General features: G+C 33.4%; 12 protein-coding genes. 8 read left to right on the forward strand and 4 right to left on the reverse strand.

The window, feature by feature from the left end; translation table 11 throughout:
* Positions 1-173 precede the first annotated feature (173 nt).
* Together ACT3CE_RS07760 and ACT3CE_RS07765 are read left to right on the forward strand one after the other, a co-directional pair.
* Positions 174-2,276 (forward strand): thioredoxin domain-containing protein, encoded by a 2,103-nt coding sequence (locus tag ACT3CE_RS07760; RefSeq protein ID WP_444709200.1) that lies wholly within the window; start codon positions 174-176, stop codon positions 2,274-2,276.
* 85 nt (positions 2,277-2,361) lie between these two features.
* Positions 2,362-3,168 (forward strand): M48 family metallopeptidase, encoded by an 807-nt coding sequence (locus ACT3CE_RS07765; protein ID WP_444709201.1) that lies wholly within the window; start codon positions 2,362-2,364, stop codon positions 3,166-3,168.
* 75 nt (positions 3,169-3,243) lie between these two features.
* Here ACT3CE_RS07765 and ACT3CE_RS07770 read toward each other — a convergent pair whose 3' ends face one another.
* Together ACT3CE_RS07770 and ACT3CE_RS07775 are read right to left on the reverse strand one after the other, a co-directional pair.
* Complete coding sequence (locus tag ACT3CE_RS07770) at positions 3,244-3,924, reverse strand: rhomboid family intramembrane serine protease (protein ID WP_444709202.1); 681 nt, start codon at positions 3,922-3,924, stop codon at positions 3,244-3,246.
* Entirely contained in the window at positions 3,925-4,644 is a 720-nt protein-coding gene (locus tag ACT3CE_RS07775; protein WP_444709203.1) for a cell division ATP-binding protein FtsE, read from the reverse strand. It abuts the gene before it with no gap.
* A 252-nt stretch (positions 4,645-4,896) separates the two neighbouring features.
* On the opposite strand from ACT3CE_RS07775, the gene ACT3CE_RS07780 reads away from it, so the two are divergent.
* The 5 genes from ACT3CE_RS07780 to ACT3CE_RS07800 all read left to right on the forward strand — a co-directional run bounded on the left by ACT3CE_RS07780 (position 4,897) and on the right by ACT3CE_RS07800 (position 13,423).
* Positions 4,897-8,082: a tetratricopeptide repeat protein gene (locus ACT3CE_RS07780; protein WP_444709204.1), complete on the forward strand. Its 3,186-nt coding sequence runs from the start codon at positions 4,897-4,899 to the stop codon at positions 8,080-8,082.
* Between the two features lie 19 nt (positions 8,083-8,101).
* A complete protein-coding gene (locus ACT3CE_RS07785; RefSeq protein WP_444709205.1) occupies positions 8,102-9,808 on the forward strand; it encodes a hypothetical protein in 1,707 nt (568 codons plus the stop codon).
* 126 nt (positions 9,809-9,934) lie between these two features.
* On the forward strand, positions 9,935-10,435 hold the full coding sequence (locus tag ACT3CE_RS07790) for a hypothetical protein (protein ID WP_444709206.1): 501 nt from the start codon (positions 9,935-9,937) through the stop codon (positions 10,433-10,435).
* A gap of 388 nt (positions 10,436-10,823) precedes the next feature.
* Positions 10,824-12,785 (forward strand): DNA topoisomerase (ATP-hydrolyzing) subunit B, encoded by a 1,962-nt coding sequence (gene gyrB, locus ACT3CE_RS07795; RefSeq protein WP_444709207.1) that lies wholly within the window; start codon positions 10,824-10,826, stop codon positions 12,783-12,785.
* 71 nt (positions 12,786-12,856) lie between these two features.
* On the forward strand, positions 12,857-13,423 hold the full coding sequence (locus ACT3CE_RS07800) for an LOG family protein (RefSeq protein WP_444709208.1): 567 nt from the start codon (positions 12,857-12,859) through the stop codon (positions 13,421-13,423).
* A gap of 135 nt (positions 13,424-13,558) precedes the next feature.
* Here ACT3CE_RS07800 and ACT3CE_RS07805 read toward each other — a convergent pair whose 3' ends face one another.
* Positions 13,559-16,000, reverse strand: coding sequence for a cache domain-containing protein (locus ACT3CE_RS07805; RefSeq protein WP_444709209.1), 2,442 nt, complete (start codon positions 15,998-16,000; stop codon positions 13,559-13,561).
* A gap of 16 nt (positions 16,001-16,016) precedes the next feature.
* Positions 16,017-16,802, reverse strand: coding sequence for a diaminopimelate epimerase (gene dapF, locus ACT3CE_RS07810; protein WP_444709210.1), 786 nt, complete (start codon positions 16,800-16,802; stop codon positions 16,017-16,019).
* 286 nt (positions 16,803-17,088) lie between these two features.
* On the opposite strand from dapF, the gene ACT3CE_RS07815 reads away from it, so the two are divergent.
* Positions 17,089-18,534, forward strand: coding sequence for a Do family serine endopeptidase (locus ACT3CE_RS07815; RefSeq protein WP_444709211.1), 1,446 nt, complete (start codon positions 17,089-17,091; stop codon positions 18,532-18,534).
* Positions 18,535-18,634 lie beyond the last annotated feature (100 nt).

Raw genomic sequence — 18,634 nt, forward strand, 5'->3', positions numbered from 1 at the left:
GGGGTTAAAAAAAGGCTATTTTATAATAAAATAGCCTTTTTTGTGCCATATAATTCTGTGTTAAATGTTCATCTTAAAAGTATATTGTTCTTTAATTGTTGGGTGATTTGATTCTTATTTAAAATCATTAAAAATAATTTATATCTTTAATAATAAGATGTAATTAGGGAAGCATGAATAAAATCAATATAATATTGTTTGTAGCATTTTCTGTATTGATGGAAATATCTGTTTATTCCCAAAATAAAGAGGAAACAATGGAGATAAAACATACTAACAAGCTGATTAATGAGAATAGTCCTTATTTGCTTCAGCATGCGCATAATCCGGTCGACTGGTATCCCTGGAGTGATGAGGCATTAGAAAAGGCAAAAGCTGAAAATAAAATAATATTAGTAAGCATTGGCTATGCTGCTTGTCACTGGTGTCATGTAATGGAACGGGAGAGTTTTGAAGATGAGAGTGTGGCAAAAATAATGAATGAATTTTTTGTTTGTATAAAAGTTGATAGAGAAGAGCGTCCGGATATCGATCAAATATATATGGATGCAGTTCAGATGATGACAGGAAGTGGAGGCTGGCCATTAAATTGTTTTGCAATGCCCAATGGGAAACCATTTTTTGGAGGAACTTATTTTCGATCGGTTGATTGGTTAAGAGTATTGCAGGGGATACAAAATGCATGGCTTAACGAACCAGAGAAAGTTAAGGATGTTGCAAGTAAAATTGCCGAAGGAGTTCGTACCAATGAATTAATAGAGCTAAAAGCAGTATCAAAAAACATTCATGTTGATAACTTGAAAAATGGATACGAAACATGGAAAAAGGAATTTGATAATAAAGAAGGTGGAAACAATGGAGCTCCTAAGTTCCCTTTGCCAAATTCCTTACAATATTTATTAAGGTATTATTACCATACAAAAGATCAATCGGCATTGGATCATGTTGTGCTTACGCTTGATAAAATGGCTGCTGGTGGAATTTATGATCAAATTGGTGGTGGCTTTGCCCGTTATTCGGTCGATGAGATTTGGAAAGTGCCTCACTTTGAAAAAATGTTGTATGATAATGCTCAGTTAATTAGTTTGTATGCCGAAGCATATCAGTTAACAAAAACTCCAGAGTACAAAAGAGTGCTTGAAGAAAGTCTTGCATTTGTAAATAGAGAATTTAGTTTGCAGGAAGGGGGTTTTTATTCTTCTTTAGATGCAGATAGCGAAGGAGTTGAGGGGAAGTTCTATGTTTGGGGAAAAAGGGAAGTAGAAAAGGTTTTGGGAATTGATTCCGACTTGTATTGTGAATATTATGGGATTACTGAACTTCCAAATTGGGAGGAAGGTAATATTCTTATGGTAAAGGCTGATAAGAGAAAGCTTGCCATAGAAAATGGATTGACGCAGAAGCAGTTTGAACAGAAGATTTCTCAGGCAAACCTACTTTTACTAAAGCACAGAGAACAAAGAATTAGGCCCGGTTTAGATGATAAATCGCTTACTAGCTGGAATGCTTTAATGATAAAAGGATATGTTGATGCCTATAAAGCGGTAGGTGAAGAAAGATATTTGAAAAGAGCCATAAAAGCGGCTAAATTTATTCAAAATTATCTGCTAAAAGAAGATGGAGCTCTGAATCGAAATTATAAAGATGGATGTTCTAAAATAAATGGATTTTTAGATGATTATAGTTTTACAATAGAGGCATTTATTGCTTTGTATCAGGCAAGTTTTGATGAGGCTTGGTTGAAAAAAGCCAATAATTTATGTGAGTATGTTCTTCTTCATTTTTCAGATGATAATTCTGGAATGTTTTACTATACATCAGATGAAGATCCTGATTTAATTGCCCGAAAAATGGAGTTAACTGATAATGTAATTCCTTCATCGAATTCTTCAATGGCAAAAAACCTTTACTTATTAGGTGTTTATTTCGAAAATCAGGAGTATATCGAAAGATCTCAGCAAATGCTTAATAATGTGTTAGATCGATTATTTAAATTGCCAGCTTATCATTCCAATTGGGGACAGCTATTTTTTTATTTGGCTAATACATCTTGCGAAATTGTTATTTGTGGAAAAAATGCCATTGCCGAAAAACAAAAAATAGAATCTTTATTTTTACCTAAGGTGTTAATTGCTGGCAGCCAACAAGAGAGCGACTTGCCTTTGTTACAGAATAGATATATTGCTGATGAAACAGTTTTTTATTTGTGTGAAAATAAAACTTGTAAATTGCCTTTTACTAATGTGGATGATTTGCTTAATCAGCTTAAAAAATAATATTTTGGGGTGCGAATAAATGTATAATTATATGATTCTAAGTAAGCGAACAACAAAAAATAAGATTATAAATCAAAACAAAAAAATGATGAAAAAAAACATGCGTAATACCCTATTGTTAGGCTTTTGCTTTTTTTTAGCAGCTTGCGCTACGGTTCCAATTACAGGAAGAAAGCAAATAAATATGTTTCCCGAAAGTGAGATGATTGCTACTAGTTTAACTCAATACGACACATTTCTTAAAGACAGTAAATTGTCTGGCGATAAGCAGAAAACAGCAATGGTAAAATCTTGTGGTAAGCGTATTGCAAAAGCTGTTGAGGATTTTATGATAGAACATGGAATGAGCGATAGAATTGCTAATTTTCAATGGGAATTTAATTTGGTAGAAGATGATACGCCCAATGCATGGTGTATGCCTGGTGGTAAGGTAGTATTTTATACTGGAATTTTGCCATATACACAAACAGAAACAGGTTTGGCCGTTGTAATGGGACACGAAATTGCTCATGCCATTGCTCGGCATGGAAACGAGAGAATGAGCCAGCAAATGGGCCTTCAGGCAATTAGTCAGGGTTTGTCTATTTACTTGAATGAAAAGCCTGCAGAAACACAACAAATTTGGATGACTGCTTTTGGCGCAGTTTCTAATGTTGGGGTAATATTACCATTTTCCCGCTCTCATGAAACCGAAGCAGATAAAATGGGCCTAATTTTTATGGCAATGGCCGGTTATGATCCTGCCGAAGCAGTAGAGTTCTGGAAAAGAATGGGAGCCAGTGGGGGACAAAAGCCACCAGAATTTCTTTCTACTCATCCTGCCGACGATACTCGTGTAAAAGATCTTAAAGCTTATTTGCCTGAAGCAATGAAATATTATAAAAAGAAATAAGTTAGTACGTCTATTTATCAAAAAAAGGGAATTTCATTTATTGATTTTCCCTTTCTATTAGCAGAGAATTCATATCTATTTGCGAAGTTCTTCTTTGTTTTCCAGATGATCTGAATTCCAAATTTCCTCAGGAATACTTTCATCATCTTCTGGAATATTAGCTTGAGGTTTTTGTGGTCCCTGGTTTCGGTATGCTATAGCATAAGTAAGACCCGATATTGCGCCAAACAAATGACCTTCCCAGGAAACATCCTTTAAAATTGGAAAAACACCCCAAAATAAACCACCATAAAGAAAAGCAACAATAAACGAAATGGCGATTAGGCGGTAATAATTTCGAATAATTCCACTAAAAAACAGAAAAGAAGCAAAAGAGTAGACCAAGCCACTGGCACCGATATGGTAAGCTTCCCGTGCTCCAATCCAAACTAAAATATTGGTAGAGAAATAACAAAGCAGAAAAATACGATAGGATAAAGGCCTGTAAAAATAAAAGATTCCCCAGCTTAAAACTAAAAAGGGAATGGAATTGGCCATTAAATGAGCAAAATCTTTGTGTATAAGAGGACTAAAAAGTATTCCCGCTAGGCCTTTGGTGTGAAGAGGAAAAATTCCGTAATAGTAAAGATCTAAATTTAATCCCCATTCAAAAATTTTAACAAACCATATTAGTATCAAAAAAGTAATTGGAAAAATTAAACTGTGTTTAAGTTTTAATTTTTCCAGGTCTTTATTATATGGTAAATTAGATTTCAATTATTCCTGAGGTTTTGTTTCTTCTGACTCGTTAACTTTATTAGTATCCAATAAATCAACTAGCTTTCCATTTATACATTCTACTACACGTGCAGGGAATTTTTTTAATAAATCGTGTTGGTGGGTTGCCATAATAACAGTTCTTCCATTTTTACTGATATCCATTAAAAGTTGAGCCAGTTCATCGGACGTTTCCGGATCCAGATTACCTGTTGGTTCATCGGCTAAAATAATATCCGGAGAATTTAGTAAGGCACGAGCTATTACAATTCTTTGCTGTTCTCCTCCCGAGAGCTCATGTGGCATTTTGTATCCTTTTTTAGCCATTTGTACTTTCTCGAGAACTTCCACAATTCGATTTTCAATTTCAGTTTTGTTTTTCCATCCAGTTGCACGCAAAACAAATTCTAAATTGCTTTTTACGCTCCGATCAGTTAGTAACTGAAAATCCTGAAAAATAATTCCAATTTTTCGTCTTAAAAAAGGAATTTGCTTGCGCTTGATAATAGGAAGATAAAAACCTGCAACCGATCCACCGCCATCTTTTAATGGTAAATCTGCATAAAGAGTTTTTAAAATACTTGATTTTCCACTTCCAACTTTTCCAATTAAATATACAAATTCATTTTTTTCAACTTTAAGGTTTACTTCGGTAAGTATAATGTTATCCGCTTGACGGATTGTGGCATTTTTTAATTCTATAATCGCAGATTCTGACATGTACTCTAATTTAATGTAGTGAAACAAGTGTGTCGAAATACAAATCTAAAAAAATAATTTCGCCCAATACTTTCTATTTCTATATTTATTATTTACTAAGAGTGCAATTTTTATTTTTATCCTTCGTTTGAATTTACGATGAAGATGATATATTATTTTTACCTTTAAGGCTGGTTTTATAATCTCGGATCATTGATTAAAATAAAGGTATTCGGGATAGTTAATTCACTTAATTTACCTATACACAACAGTATGAGAAGCAGATGTTTATTGTGGACTTTTATGTTCGTACTTTTATTCTGTGCCGGATTTCCTTCACAGGCTCAAAAATCATTGGATCATTATTCCAATTCGCAAATATGGCAGTCGGCAATGGAAAAATTCCAGAATCAGAACTATGGTGCCGCACGTCATGAATTTCTTGAATTTAAAGACAGAAAAGATGTTTTTTTGGATAGAAAATCGCAGGCTGAATTCTATAGTGCCTGGTGTTCTATCGAACTTTTTCGTCCTGAGGCCGAAAGCGAAATGAAAGAATTTATTCGAAATTATCCTGAGAGTAATAAAATTCAATTGGCTTATTTTCAGCTGGGAAGACAGCAGTATAGAAATAAAAAATATCAGGCTGCATTGGTTTGGTTTCAGCAGGTTGACTCTTATTTATTGTCTCCCGACGAATTGACAGAGTACCGTTTTAAGTTGGCTTATTCTTATTTTATGAAAAAAGAATATGACCTGGCACACAAGAATTTTTATGAAATTATTGATGTTGCGGGTGAGTATAATGCACCAGCCAATTATTATTATGCACACATTGCATATTTAAATGGAAACTATCAAACAGCATTTAAAAGTTTCGAAAAATTAGCTGGTAACAATACATTTTCACCCATTGTTCCTTATTATATATGTCAGATTTATTATTTGCAGGAACAATATAAGGAAGTGCTGAATTATGCGCCGAAATATTTAGAAGATGCAACGGTAAAACGTAGTGCCGAAATTGCTAAGATGATTGGATTATCGCATTATCAGTTGAAAGAATATGGCAAGGCAATTTCATTTTTAGAGAAAGGCAGCAAAAGCTTAATTCGAGAAGATCGATTTGCATTCGGATATTGTTTGTACAAGGAAAACCAATACGAAAAGGCAATAGCTCAGTTTGAAAAAGTAGGTGGTAAGGATGATGAAATGTTACAGGTAGCAACCTATTGTTTGGCCGATTGTTATCTTAAAGTGGGAAATAAAACAGGGGCTAAAGCAGCTTTTTCGAGTACAGCGCGCATGAGTTTTGATAAAAACATGCAGCAGGATGCTTTGTTTAATTTTGCCAAATTAACCTATGAGTTATCTTATTCGCCTTTTAATGAAACCATAAGAGCTTTTGATGAGTATTTGCAGAAATATCCCGACTCGGATAGAAACGATGAGGTTTATGATTACCTGGTGAAAGTGTATATGAGCACAAAAAATTATGGGGATGCCCTGGCTTCTATGGATAAAATAAATAATAAAACGCCAGAGATAGAAAGAGCCTACCAAAGAGTTTCTTATTTGCGAGGATTAGAGCTGATGAAACAATTAAGGTATGAAGATGCTATTGAATCTTTTAATTTATCGTGGAAATATAGATTATACAATTCAAAAATATCGGCTAACAGATTGTACTGGACTGCCGAAGCAAATTATCGTTTAGGAAATTTAGACAAAGCAATATCACAATTCAAAACGTTTTTATCTGCACCAGGAGTTGGAACTTCTGATTATTTTGGAAAAGCATATTACAATATTGCTTACGCCGAGTTCGATCGCGATAACTATTCTGAAGCTTCCAATTGGTTTCGTAAATTTGTTAATCAGGCAAATGAAAAGAATTCTTACGTGCTCGATGCTTATAACAGAATTGGAGATTCATTTTTTTTGAATAGAGATTATGAACAAGCTGCCGAGTTTTATGCTAAAACAGCAAAAGCTAAGGCCTGGGATGCCGATTATGCTCTTTATCAGCAGGCATTTTGTTTGGGATTATTAAATCAATCCGATAAAAAGGCTAAATTATTACTCGAATTAAAAAATTCTTATCCTCAATCGGATTATTCCGATGATGCTCTTTATGAATTGGCAAGTGCAAAAGTGAAGTTGGGGGATCAGAATGCAGCTATTATCCTGTATAAGGATTTGGCTGAAAATTATCCGCAAAGCTCTTATGCTGCCAAATCTATTTTACAATTAGGACAGTTAAACTACAACAGGAAAAATTATAAGCAAGCTATTCTTAATTACAAATCGGTCGTGGAAAATTATCCGCAAAGCGAAGAAAAGAAAAGTGCTTTTGTTGGACTTAAAAATGTATATGTTGATTTAAATAAGCTTGATGATTATTTTGAATTTGCCGAATCGTTTGCCGACGGAGGAGGTATTCGAACTAGCGAAAAGGATTCCTTGAGTTATATTTCGGCAGAGCGTTTATATATGTCGGGAGAAACACTTCGTGGAGTTAAGGCTTTTGAAAATTATTTATCGAATTTTCCTCAAGGAATGTTTCGCTTAAATGCGCAATATTACAGAGCTGATGCAGCCTTAAATCAAGGAAACTTTAAAGATGCTTTAACAGGATTTGAAGATGTTTTGAATCAGGCAGATAATTTATTTACTGAAAAAGCATTATTGGCAGCTTCGCAATTGAATTATAGAGAGAAAAATTTTGAGAAAGCCAAAATACAATACGCTCAATTGGCCAGGAGGGCAGAGATTCCTGAAAATGCTGATGTGGCTAAGGTGGGCTATTTACGATCGGTGTATGAGTTACACGAATATAAAACAGTACTAACTGCAGCGAAAGAGGTTTTGGAAATGCCTAAAATTCAGGAAGAAATGATTCGTGAGGCGAAATACAAAAGAGCCAAGTCGTATTTGGCATTACACAGCTTGCAGGAAGCTCTTCCTGATCTTAAGAGTTTAGCCATGGAAACAAAAAGTGCCGAGGGAGCAGAGGCTAAATTTAGAATTGCTGAAGTGTATTTTACTCAGTCAAAATTCGAATTATGCGAAAAGGAAATAAATGGTTTTATTGAAATGAATTCGCCGCATCATTATTGGCTGGCAGAGAGTTTTATTCTTTTGTCGGATGTTTTTATGAAAAAAAATGATGAATTTCAAGCAAAATATACTCTGCAAAGTATTGTTGATAATTATGGAGTAAAAGAGGATGGAATTCTTGATAGGGCAGGCAAAAAATTACAGGCTCTACTTGTTTTGGAAAAACAAAAGGAAGAACAAATTCGTGATAAGGAAGTTCAGGTTCAGTTTGAAGGAGCAGATAGTATAGAAAATACAAAATTATTTGAGAGTAAAACAACACAAAGCGACTCGCTTGGTTTAGACGAAGAGAAAATGATGTTGCAGGAAATGTTGAACAAAGAATCTGAAATTGAGTAAAATATTTAATGTAGAAACAATGTTGAAAAAGTTATTATTAGCAATTGTGTTTGCTGGCTTTGCATTTTCATTTGCTCAGGCACAGGAAGAACGAGATCTTAACAAAGAAGTAAGTGTGAGAACAACTTACCAACCTAAAATAAATAAAGCAAAAAGAATTGGAGAATTGCCAGTGGTAAAAGATACAGCAAGTTTTACTCCTTCTTTCGATTATTTTGTACAAACAAAGGCTTTGTCGGTAGGATTTTTTCCTGCTAAAATTCCGGCAGCCAAAATTGTAGGAGAGCCATTAAAAAGTTTAAATGCTAACTCTTTAATTCTTGCCGGCGGAAATTATTCAACTTTGTTTGGAGATTATCGATACAATAACAAACGATCAAAAACTACCGATATTGGATTTCATTTGAAACACTATTCTACCAATGGAAAACTAGAATTGGAAGATGGTGATAAGGTGAAACCAGACTATACAGAACAATTGGCAGAAGTTTACGGTGCGGCTTATTTGGATGAAGGAAAAGTGAGCGGAAGCTTGTTTTATGAGCGCATAGGATATAATTATTATGGCTTTCCTCAGGCTGACGATATGCTTGGTTTTTACGAGGATTTATTTCCTTACGATGAACAAAAACAAAATAAATTTGGTTTGGTTGCCGATTTTCAAAGTGCTTTTAAAGATGAAGAGAAACTAAATTTTGGCATAGGAATTAAGTATCAATATTTTTCTGATGATATTGATTTGAAAGAGAGTGATGTGTTGATATCGGGAAATGCCAAAATAAGAAGAGGTGATGGTTTTTGGAGTTTAAAATCAGATTTTGATTATTTTACAGTTGATGGATTGTATTATTGGGAGGATGGAGAGCAAATCAAGGATCGAAAGAATTTGATTTGGAGCTTGAATCCGCAGTATCTGCTGCAAACGGGTAATTTAAATTTACAATTAGGAGTAAAGACAGTTTTGGCAATGGGCGATAATTCTGAAACAAAATTGTATCCTGATGTAAAGATCGATTTTGAGGCTGTTGATGGAATTCTAAGCTTTTTTACAGGTTTAAAAGGTGATTTAAATATGAACCGATATAAAGATATTGTATCGGAGAACTATTATGTATTTTCAGGTTTAAATGTTACTCCCTCTAATCAAAAATATTGCATGTTTGGTGGGTTAAAAGGTAGCTTGTCTAAAAATTCCTCCTTTACTCTTGTTGCAGAATATTCCGCAATTGATAATCAATATTTCTTTGTGAAAAGAAATTCCGATCTGGGAAATTCAAATTTTATAAGACTTTACTCAAATAAATTTACGGTGCTTTACGACGATATAAGTTTGTTAAAATTATCAGCAGACTTAAACCTTGACTGGAATAATCAATTGAGCTTAAGCTCGAGCCTAATTTACAATTCATATTCTATGGATAAATTAGAAGAGGCTTGGCATAAGCCAGATTTTGAAGTGGAGGTAAATGCTTACTATAAATTCACCAATGAACTGACTTTTCAGGCAGGAGTAAACATTCTTGGCGAAAGAGCTGTTTTAGTTGATAACAGCAAACAAACATTAGATGCAGTTTATGATTTAAATATGAGTGCAAACTATCATTTAAATGAGAATTTCTCAGTATTCGGAACCTTAAATAATCTTTTTGCAGATAAGTATTATCAATGGGATGGATATCCTTCTCAGGGGCTTAATTTTTTGCTTGGAGTTAAGGCAAATTTTTAGAGAATTATTTTGTTAAAATCAATCAAGGGATATCTTTAAGTTAGGTATCTCTTTTTTTATTTAAGATAATGTTGCGGTTAAAATAGTTTTTAGTAGTTTTAATTAAACAAATTATTTTTAAACAGTATGCAATCAATAGGTCGATCGATAAATATTTTTAAAGTATCAATTTTTCTGTTCGTTTTGATGGTGCCTATTTTTGGAGCAGCTCAAAAACCTGAAAGATGGAAACTGTCTGTTAATAAGGATAGAAAACCCATAGATATTTTAATGGAGTTAAATGCGGATAATCAGGAGGTTACTTATTTGTTTGATATTACCCGTGATACTTTAAATATGTCTTTCGTTGCAGAAGAGGCAATTGCCTGGAAAAAACACGGAATAAGTGTTTTTGCATTGCCAAAAGGTCGGGAAGTGTTAAAAATAAAGCTCGATGATACCGATTTGGAAAATGTGCAGGTGGTTTTTTACAGAATGTGGAAAGCTATGCCCAAAGGTTTTAAGAATGTGACTACCTTATTTGAATTGCACGAATACGGAGTTAGCGAAGATGGAGATAAGATTAGTAATTTTATCATTAAATTTAAAATGAAACGTCCGCGAAAAAGTCAATCTATGTCCTTTTAAAATAAGTTTTGCTTTTTTTGTTGTAGGTTTTTATAGTAATGCTTTAAACATAAACATTTTAAACTTGTTGTTTGTTTTGGCTTGTAAATTCAGTTCGTCAAAATCTATTAAAATGTACTATTTTTCCTTGTTTTCCTATCGTTAGGTTCATCATTTTTATTATCTTTGTTTAACTTTTATCTTTTGAAAAAGAGGGTGTTGTTATTGATTGATAATTAGATGATTAAAAGGTATTCGTTATCTTTTAATTAGGCACTTTTTCCTTAGCTTTTATGCTAGCAAAAGATATTCTGAATTTTGCACAAAAAATATTAGAATTATTGTAGAATAATTAATGATTATATTGATTGTTCCTGTAATTCTTTTTCGAAAACTAAAGATCTGTTAGATGAGTGATTTAGAAAATAAACCAAAAGGGAATGCTGAATATTCCGCTGATAGTATTCAGGTATTAGAAGGTTTGGAAGCGGTTCGTAAACGCCCTTCCATGTACATTGGAGATGTTAATGTAAAAGGATTACACCATTTGGTGTACGAGGTGGTAGATAACTCTATTGATGAAGCTTTAGCAGGATATTGTAATAATATTGAAGTTATTATTAATGAGGATAACTCCATTACCGTAAAAGACGATGGTCGTGGTATTCCTACTGAGTTACATCAGAAAGAAAATAAATCGGCTCTTGAGGTTGTAATGACAGTTTTACACGCCGGGGGTAAATTTGATAAAGATTCTTATAAAGTATCTGGAGGTTTGCACGGGGTAGGTGTATCTTGTGTTAATGCATTATCTGATTTATTGAGCGCTGAAATTCATCGTGATGGTAAAATTTATCTTCAAGAGTATTCTAAAGGAGCTCCTCTTGCCGATATTAAAGTGATTGGAGAGACGAATGTTACCGGTACGAATATTACATTTAGACCCGATGCATCGATATTTTTAACCACAGAATATAAGTATGATGTTTTGGCTGCTCGTTTAAGAGAATTGGCTTTTTTGAATAAGAAAATTCGATTAAATATTACCGACAAAAGGGAGCAAAACGAAAAGGGCGAATACAAATCTGATGAATTTTATTCTGAAGCAGGGCTAAAGGAATTTGTTGAATATCTTGATCATACAAGAGAAAGATTAATAGAGGAAACCATTCATGTTTCTATCGATAAAAATGAGGTTCCTGTGGAAATTGCTCTTCAGTACAATACTTCTTTTTCGGAAAATATTCATTCCTATGTGAATAATATTAATACCATTGAAGGAGGAACTCACTTAACAGGTTTCCGTCGTGGATTAACACGAACTTTAAAAGCCTTTGCTGAGAAATCAGGAATGTTATCAAAATTAAAGTTCGATATTAGTGGTGATGACTTTCGCGAGGGTTTAACAGCAGTTGTTTCGGTTAAGGTTGCAGAGCCTCAGTTCGAGGGACAAACCAAAACAAAATTAGGTAACTCAGAAGTGAGTATTGCGGTAGATCAGGCTGTAAGCGCAATGTTAGCTAATTACCTGGAAGAACATCCAAAAGATGCTAAAACAATTGTTCAGAAAGTTATTATGGCAGCTACGGCTCGTCATGCAGCTCGTAAAGCAAGAGAATTAGTACAAAGAAAAACTGTACTTGGAGGTTCTGGACTTCCAGGTAAGCTTTCCGATTGCTCTGATAAAGATCCAGCTAATTGCGAAGTATTTCTTGTCGAGGGAGATTCGGCAGGTGGAACTGCTAAGCAAGGTCGTGATCGTAAATTTCAAGCTATTCTTCCGCTAAAAGGTAAGATTTTGAATGTTGAGAAAGCAATGCAACACAAAGTTTTCGAAAGTGAAGAAATTAAAAATATATTTACAGCCCTTGGTGTTACTATAGGAACCGAAGAAGATAGTAAAGCTGCGAATGTTGAGAAATTGCGCTATCATAAAATTGTAATTATGTGTGATGCCGATGTGGATGGTAGCCACATTGCAACATTGATTATGACATTCTTTTTCCGTTATATGAAATCGGTTATCGAGAATGGTTATTTGTATATTGCTACTCCACCTTTATACTTGGTGAAAAAGGGTAAGAATCATGAGTATTGTTGGAACGAGGACCAAAGACTACGCTTAATACAAGAGTGGGGTGGAGGTAAAGAGAGTTCTATGCATATTCAGCGTTACAAAGGTCTTGGAGAGATGAGTGCCGAGCAACTATGGGAAACTACTATGAATCCTGAATTTAGAACATTGCGTCAGGTATCTATCGATAATGCTGCCGAAGCCGATCATGTATTCTCTATGTTAATGGGTGATGAAGTGCCTCCAAGAAGAGAGTTTATTGAGAAAAATGCTACCTATGCAAATATTGATGCATAAGGTGTAAATAATATTATTCTAAAGCCCTTGAGATTTCTCAGGGGCTTTTGTTTACCATAAAATTAAAGAAAATGAATATTTGTGTATTTTGTTCATCAAGTAATTCGTTAGGAGAGGATTACTTTCAGGAAGCAAAAAATCTTGGAATAGAAATTGGTTCTACAGGAAATAATTTGGTTTATGGAGGAACAAATGTTGGTTTAATGAACGAGGTCGCAATGGCCGTTAAAAAGTCAGGTGGAAAAGTTATAGGTGTAATTCCAAAGCTGATTAAGGATTATGGAATTTGTGCAAGTAATCTTGATGAGTTGATTATTACTTCAGATATGGCAGATAGGAAGAAGATTTTGAGAGAAAAATCGAATGCTTTTATTGCACTTCCAGGTGGATTTGGAACACTCGAAGAAATTTTAGAAGTAATCACATTAAAGCAGTTAGGATATCATAATTTACCCATTGTGTTTATTAATACCAAAGGGTTTTATAATAATTTAAAAGAGCAGTTCGAAATTTCGTATCAGGAAAAGTTCGTGAAAGAGCAGTATAAAAAAATGTATGTGTTCGTCGATGATTATAATCAGGCCCTTGCTTATGTTAAAGATTATAAACAAGAACAGTCGGGTACCAAATGGGATTAGTAAATGTAAGTTTTTTAAGGTATCTATATGGTAATCTCATTTTACTAAAGTCCTAATTTATTAGGATTAGCTAATTAACTTATTTACGGTGTTTATTAAAACCAATTTTAATAATTACTCTAATTTGTTTAGTATTTAATTTTGATATTCTTCTGATATCTTTGTTGTTAAGTTTGAAGTTTTACACTTGTAAGGTAATGAGACATAAAAGCAGGTACCTTTATTTTCTTCAGATTTTAATCTGATTTTACCACCTAAAATTTCACTTAATCGATGTGAAATTGTCAAACCTAGTCCTGTGCCGCTATATTGTCTGGTGTCCGATCCATCTATTTGTCTAAATGATTTGAAAATATTGTTTATGTATTTTTTTGGAATTCCAATTCCGGTATCTTTAACATATAGTTCTATTTCGGATTCAGCTTTATTTAGTTGGTAACCAAACTCTATATTTCCTTTGTTGGTGAATTTAATGGCATTGTCAATTAAGTTAGCTAGTAATTGTTCTAAGCGCCTTGCATCGGTATAAATTATAGAGTCATTATTGCTTAATGGTTTTTCAATAATAAGGTTTAGGTGAGATTTTTTATTCTCATTTTTCTGCTTGTTGAAACGTTCATATAGGGTTGTTAAAATGCTGTTTACACAGGAGTACTCAGGGTGTATTTGTACCTGTTTGGATTCAATTTTTGATAAATCGATTATATTGTTTATTAATTGCAGAAGACTGTATCCACTTTGTTTTATTAATGCAGCATATTCTTGTCTGTCTTTTTCTTCAATTTGTTGTGATGTCATAATATCCGTAAAACCAATAATATGATTCATAGGTGTTCTTATTTCATGAGACATATTAGCTAAAAAAGCCGATTTTAATAAATCAGATTCTTCGGCACGGTGTTTTGCTTCTTTAAGATGTTGCTCGTATTCTTTACGCTGGGTAATATCACGATAGATTCCAAAAATAGCAATGGTTTTTCCGTCAATAACAATCGGATTTCCCATTATCGATACATCAATTAACTCGCCATTTTTACATTTTCGTTTGGTTTCAAGTTCGGCAAGTTTTCCCTTTGCCATTGTAGCATTTAACTCACAGGCCTCGTTTTGCGTGTCTTTATCGGTTAGTAGAGAGTCTACTACGGCTCCTTTAATATCCTTTGCAGAATACCCAAAAAGTTCGGTAAATTTATGGTTGATTTTTATTCCTTTACTTTCAGTATTGGTAATGGCAATTGCTTCTGGCGAATTTTCGAATAGCTGTTCAAAGTAAGCTGTTTCTATGTTTAATTGGTGTTCTGCTTTTTGTCTGTTAATTATCATTTGGTTGGCAAGGTCCCCCAGTTCTTTAAATTCTTTAAAATGTAAAGTGGAGGTATCAATAAGAACCGAGTTTGAAGCAGCATCCTTATAAAACTGACTGAAAATACCAAGTTCCGATTTGCTAATTTTAACAACAAATCTTGTAAATATAATAATAAAAAAGATGCTGAGAATAAGAACAATACTAGCTCTTATTATGTAGTTGTTTACATTTGATCGAAGTTCTTGCTTACGTTTATTTATGGCCAGGTTTAGTTCTTTTAAATTAACACCCGAGCCAATTACCCATTGCCAATCTTTGTATGCTTTAGCATGCATTAGGTTTGCCAGACTAGAGTGGTTATCAAAATTGTTTAGAGATTCAACAAAACCACCATTCATATCGGTTCCTCTTGATATAAATTTCTGAATAAATTTGTTTTGATTTTTATCTTCACTATCCCATAGATTTTTGCCTATTAGTGATTTATTGGTGTGGGCAAGACAAACACCATCGAAACGGATTACGGCTATGGTAAAATTATCATCGAATCTTAAATCAGTAATTTTATTTAGAATATCCTCTTGAATTTCAGTTTTATAATTTTCAACATGTTGAGTGCATCCTATGTACCAATTAAAAGGCTTAAATATTTTTACAAAAGATATCTGAGGATGTATTTTTTGGCTATTGTTATCTTGCCAGGAGTAGTTTGTGTAGCCTTCTCCGGTCGTTGTTGCGGTTTCAATTTCACTTTTAATAATAGAAACTCCATAAGCATCTTTCAAGGCAAGTTTGTTTTTTCCTTTCCATTCTGGGTTTTGTGGATCCTGAATTACAATTCCAGATAGACTGTTAATATAGAAATATCCACTGCCATTATTAAATCTTAACGAAGCAAGTGCATTTAATATGAGATTTTCCAGTTCTTTATCTGATAATTTGTTTTTGTAGCTTTTGTATAAATTGGTTGCGATGGTATGCGCTTCATTTACTCTACTACTTATTTCTTTTTTTAATAGATTTCGAGTTTGAAGTCTTTCGTTCTCAATAAAGTTAATTAATGTTTGTGTTTCTTGTAAAAGTGTTTTTTTCTGATTTTTAATAAAATCTTCCTGTATGAGAGCAGATTCTCTCGTGAATTTTTGTTTTTCTTGTTGTATTGTAAATATTCCTAATATTAGAATTAGAGAAAGAGAAATTAAAAGTAATGAAAGTAAAAATACCTTTGAAATACTTTTATCTTCAAAAATTTTAGAGAGAATAAACTTCATATAAAAAAAGAGGATATTAAATAGTTAATGAGCCGGAAAATACATGAGTAGCGGGTCCCATGAGCCAAATGTTATCGATGTTTTGATTGTCAATCTTGTTAAAGGAGACGCTTAGTTTTCCACCTTTGGTATTTATATTGAAACGATTTTTATTTTTCAAAAAACCAGCGCTAATTGCCGATGCAACCACGCCAGTGCCGCATGAATAAGTTTCATCTTCAACACCTCTTTCATAGGTGCTAACTTGTAAGTCATTATTGTTGAATGATACAAAATTTACATTGGTTCCTTCTTTTGCGAATCTTTTGTTGTATCGAATTGCTTTTCCGTTAGAATAGGTGTCAAATTCATTATGATCGTTAATGAATTCTACATAATGAGGTGAGCCCGTGTTCAGGTAAAATGTAGTTTCATTTTTTTCAATTCCACTAACATCTACCATTTTCAGACAAATTTGTATTTGTCCTTCATTATCCTCTACTTTTGCTTCATGTTCACCATCAACAGCAATAAAGCTGGCTATGTTTTTAATAATTCCTAAATGATATGCGAACGCAACGATGCATCGTCCTCCATTGCCGCACATACTCGCTTCCTTACCATCAGAATTAAAATATCTCATTCTAAAATCGTAATTATTTTCCTTTTCAAGCAGCATTAATCCATCGCCACCAATACCAAATCTTCTGTGGCAAAGTTTTTCAATTAAACTGGTATCTTCTGGCGAAATAAGATTGTTACGATTATCAATAAGAACAAAATCATTGCCTGTTCCTTGATATTTAGAGAATTCGATTTGCATTTTTGTATAAATGTTGTTAAGAAGTGTTAAATACGTTAAAATGAAAAACACTTAATGAACTTATTCGTTAAAATTGTAGTGTAAAAATAAGAATCTTATTCAGATATTCTTGGTTTAGCGGGCTGAAAAGTGATAGATTTTGATGAGATACCAGTCAGCTACGACCATAAAAAATTATAATTGACTAAATGATTTTGTTTTTGTAACTTTTTTTTAAACTCATAATAAGTAAAAAATATCTGAATAAGGTTAATATTATGTGTCACTCAAAAAAATAGTATTAGAAATGAAGATTAAATTATTTTTTGGAAGAGTATTAACCGCAATTTTTGGTGGTGGAATAGCAATTATTTTATTCGTTTTATTTGTTGATAGAGAAAAAGAAATTATAACAACTCCTGAGCCGCAGACAATACAATTAGCAGGCCTTTCACAAGGTCCTTCAGGATTAGTAGACTTGACCATTGCTGCGGAATCATCGGTAAAATCAGTGGTTCATATTACCACAGTTTATGGTAACGAAGAATATCAATCCAATCCATTTTACGATTTTTTGTTTGGAAACAGTCGTAGAGGTTATCAGACTCAGCCAGCTATGGGTTCTGGTTCGGGAGTAATTATTTCTAAAGATGGTTATATTGTAACTAATAATCATGTAGTAAAGGAATCAAATTTTATTTCTGTTGTTTTAAATGATAAACGATCGTACGAAGCTCAATTAATAGGACAAGATCCATATACAGATTTGGCGTTAATTAAGATTGATGAAGAAGATTTACCGAAAATGGAACTAGGTAATTCAGATGAATTAAAATTAGGAGAGTGGGTTTTGGCAGTCGGTAATCCATTTAATTTGACATCGACAGTTACTGCAGGTATTATTAGTGCCAAAGCAAGAAATTTGGGGATTATGAGAAGTCAGATGAGTATCGAATCGTTTTTACAGACAGATGCTGCTGTTAATCCTGGTAATAGTGGAGGAGCATTGGTTGATAGTAAGGGACAATTAGTTGGGATTAATACAGCAATTGAATCTAGAACCGGTTCCTATTCGGGATATTCTTTTGCTATTCCGGTTACCATAGTTAAAAAAGTTATTGCCGATTTAAAAGAGTTTGGTCATGTGCAAAGAGCCATGCTTGGTGTTTCTATTCAATCTGTAGATGCTAAACTTGCACAGGATAAAGATTTAGATAAAATTGAAGGTGTATTTGTGGCAGGGCTGACACAGGAAAGTGCTGCAGACGAGGCTGGAGTTGAAATTAAGGATGTTATTTTAGCTATAAATGGGAAAGATGTTAACTCGCCGGCAGAATTACAGGAGCAGGTTAGTAAATATCGTCCTGGTGATGAAATTAAGGTATTAATAAAAAGAAACGGAAAAAAGAAACAATTAGACGTAGTTTTACGTAACAGCTTAGGAAATACGAATGTTATTAAATCGAAAAATTTAGCTTTTCTGGGAGCCGACTTCGAAGCTATATCACAAAAAGAGAAGTATCGCTTACAAATTAACAGAGGAGTAAAGGTGAAGAATCTGCGGAGTGGGAAATTAAAAGATGAGAATATTAAAGAAGGATTTATTATATATAAAATAAATGATAAACCAATTTATAAAGTGGATGATATAAAGGAAGCGATTGATGAGGTAAATGATGGTGGAATTTTTATTTCCGGAATTTATCCTAACGGTAGTGTTAAGTATTATGCCTTCTCTTTAAATGGAGATTAAGGAATGCAAAAAAAAGAAAAATATAAATATTCGAATAAAATGGCAATTAATTTTGACTTTTTTTATTTAAAAGGTTAATTTTGCGGCATATTTTCGAGGA

Origin of the sequence: Marinifilum sp. RC60d5 (assembly GCF_052400665.1) — a bacterium.
Taxonomy (GTDB): Bacteria; Bacteroidota; Bacteroidia; order Bacteroidales; family Marinifilaceae; genus JBQTGK01.

Excerpts from the sequence above, each read along its gene's own strand:
- ACT3CE_RS07775 (WP_444709203.1), bottom strand. The coding sequence starts at position 4,644 with ATGTCAGAATCTGCGATTATAGAATTAAAAAATGCCACAATCCGTCAA.
- ACT3CE_RS07800 (WP_444709208.1), top strand. The coding sequence starts at position 12,857 with ATGAATATTTGTGTATTTTGTTCATCAAGTAATTCGTTAGGAGAGGAT.
- ACT3CE_RS07765 (WP_444709201.1), top strand. The coding sequence starts at position 2,362 with ATGATGAAAAAAAACATGCGTAATACCCTATTGTTAGGCTTTTGCTTT.
- ACT3CE_RS07780 (WP_444709204.1), top strand. The coding sequence starts at position 4,897 with ATGAGAAGCAGATGTTTATTGTGGACTTTTATGTTCGTACTTTTATTC.
- ACT3CE_RS07815 (WP_444709211.1), top strand. The coding sequence starts at position 17,089 with ATGAAGATTAAATTATTTTTTGGAAGAGTATTAACCGCAATTTTTGGT.
- ACT3CE_RS07790 (WP_444709206.1), top strand. The coding sequence starts at position 9,935 with ATGCAATCAATAGGTCGATCGATAAATATTTTTAAAGTATCAATTTTT.
- ACT3CE_RS07785 (WP_444709205.1), top strand. The coding sequence starts at position 8,102 with ATGTTGAAAAAGTTATTATTAGCAATTGTGTTTGCTGGCTTTGCATTT.
- dapF (WP_444709210.1), bottom strand. The coding sequence starts at position 16,802 with ATGCAAATCGAATTCTCTAAATATCAAGGAACAGGCAATGATTTTGTT.
- ACT3CE_RS07805 (WP_444709209.1), bottom strand. The coding sequence starts at position 16,000 with ATGAAGTTTATTCTCTCTAAAATTTTTGAAGATAAAAGTATTTCAAAG.
- gyrB (WP_444709207.1), top strand. The coding sequence starts at position 10,824 with ATGAGTGATTTAGAAAATAAACCAAAAGGGAATGCTGAATATTCCGCT.
- ACT3CE_RS07760 (WP_444709200.1), top strand. The coding sequence starts at position 174 with ATGAATAAAATCAATATAATATTGTTTGTAGCATTTTCTGTATTGATG.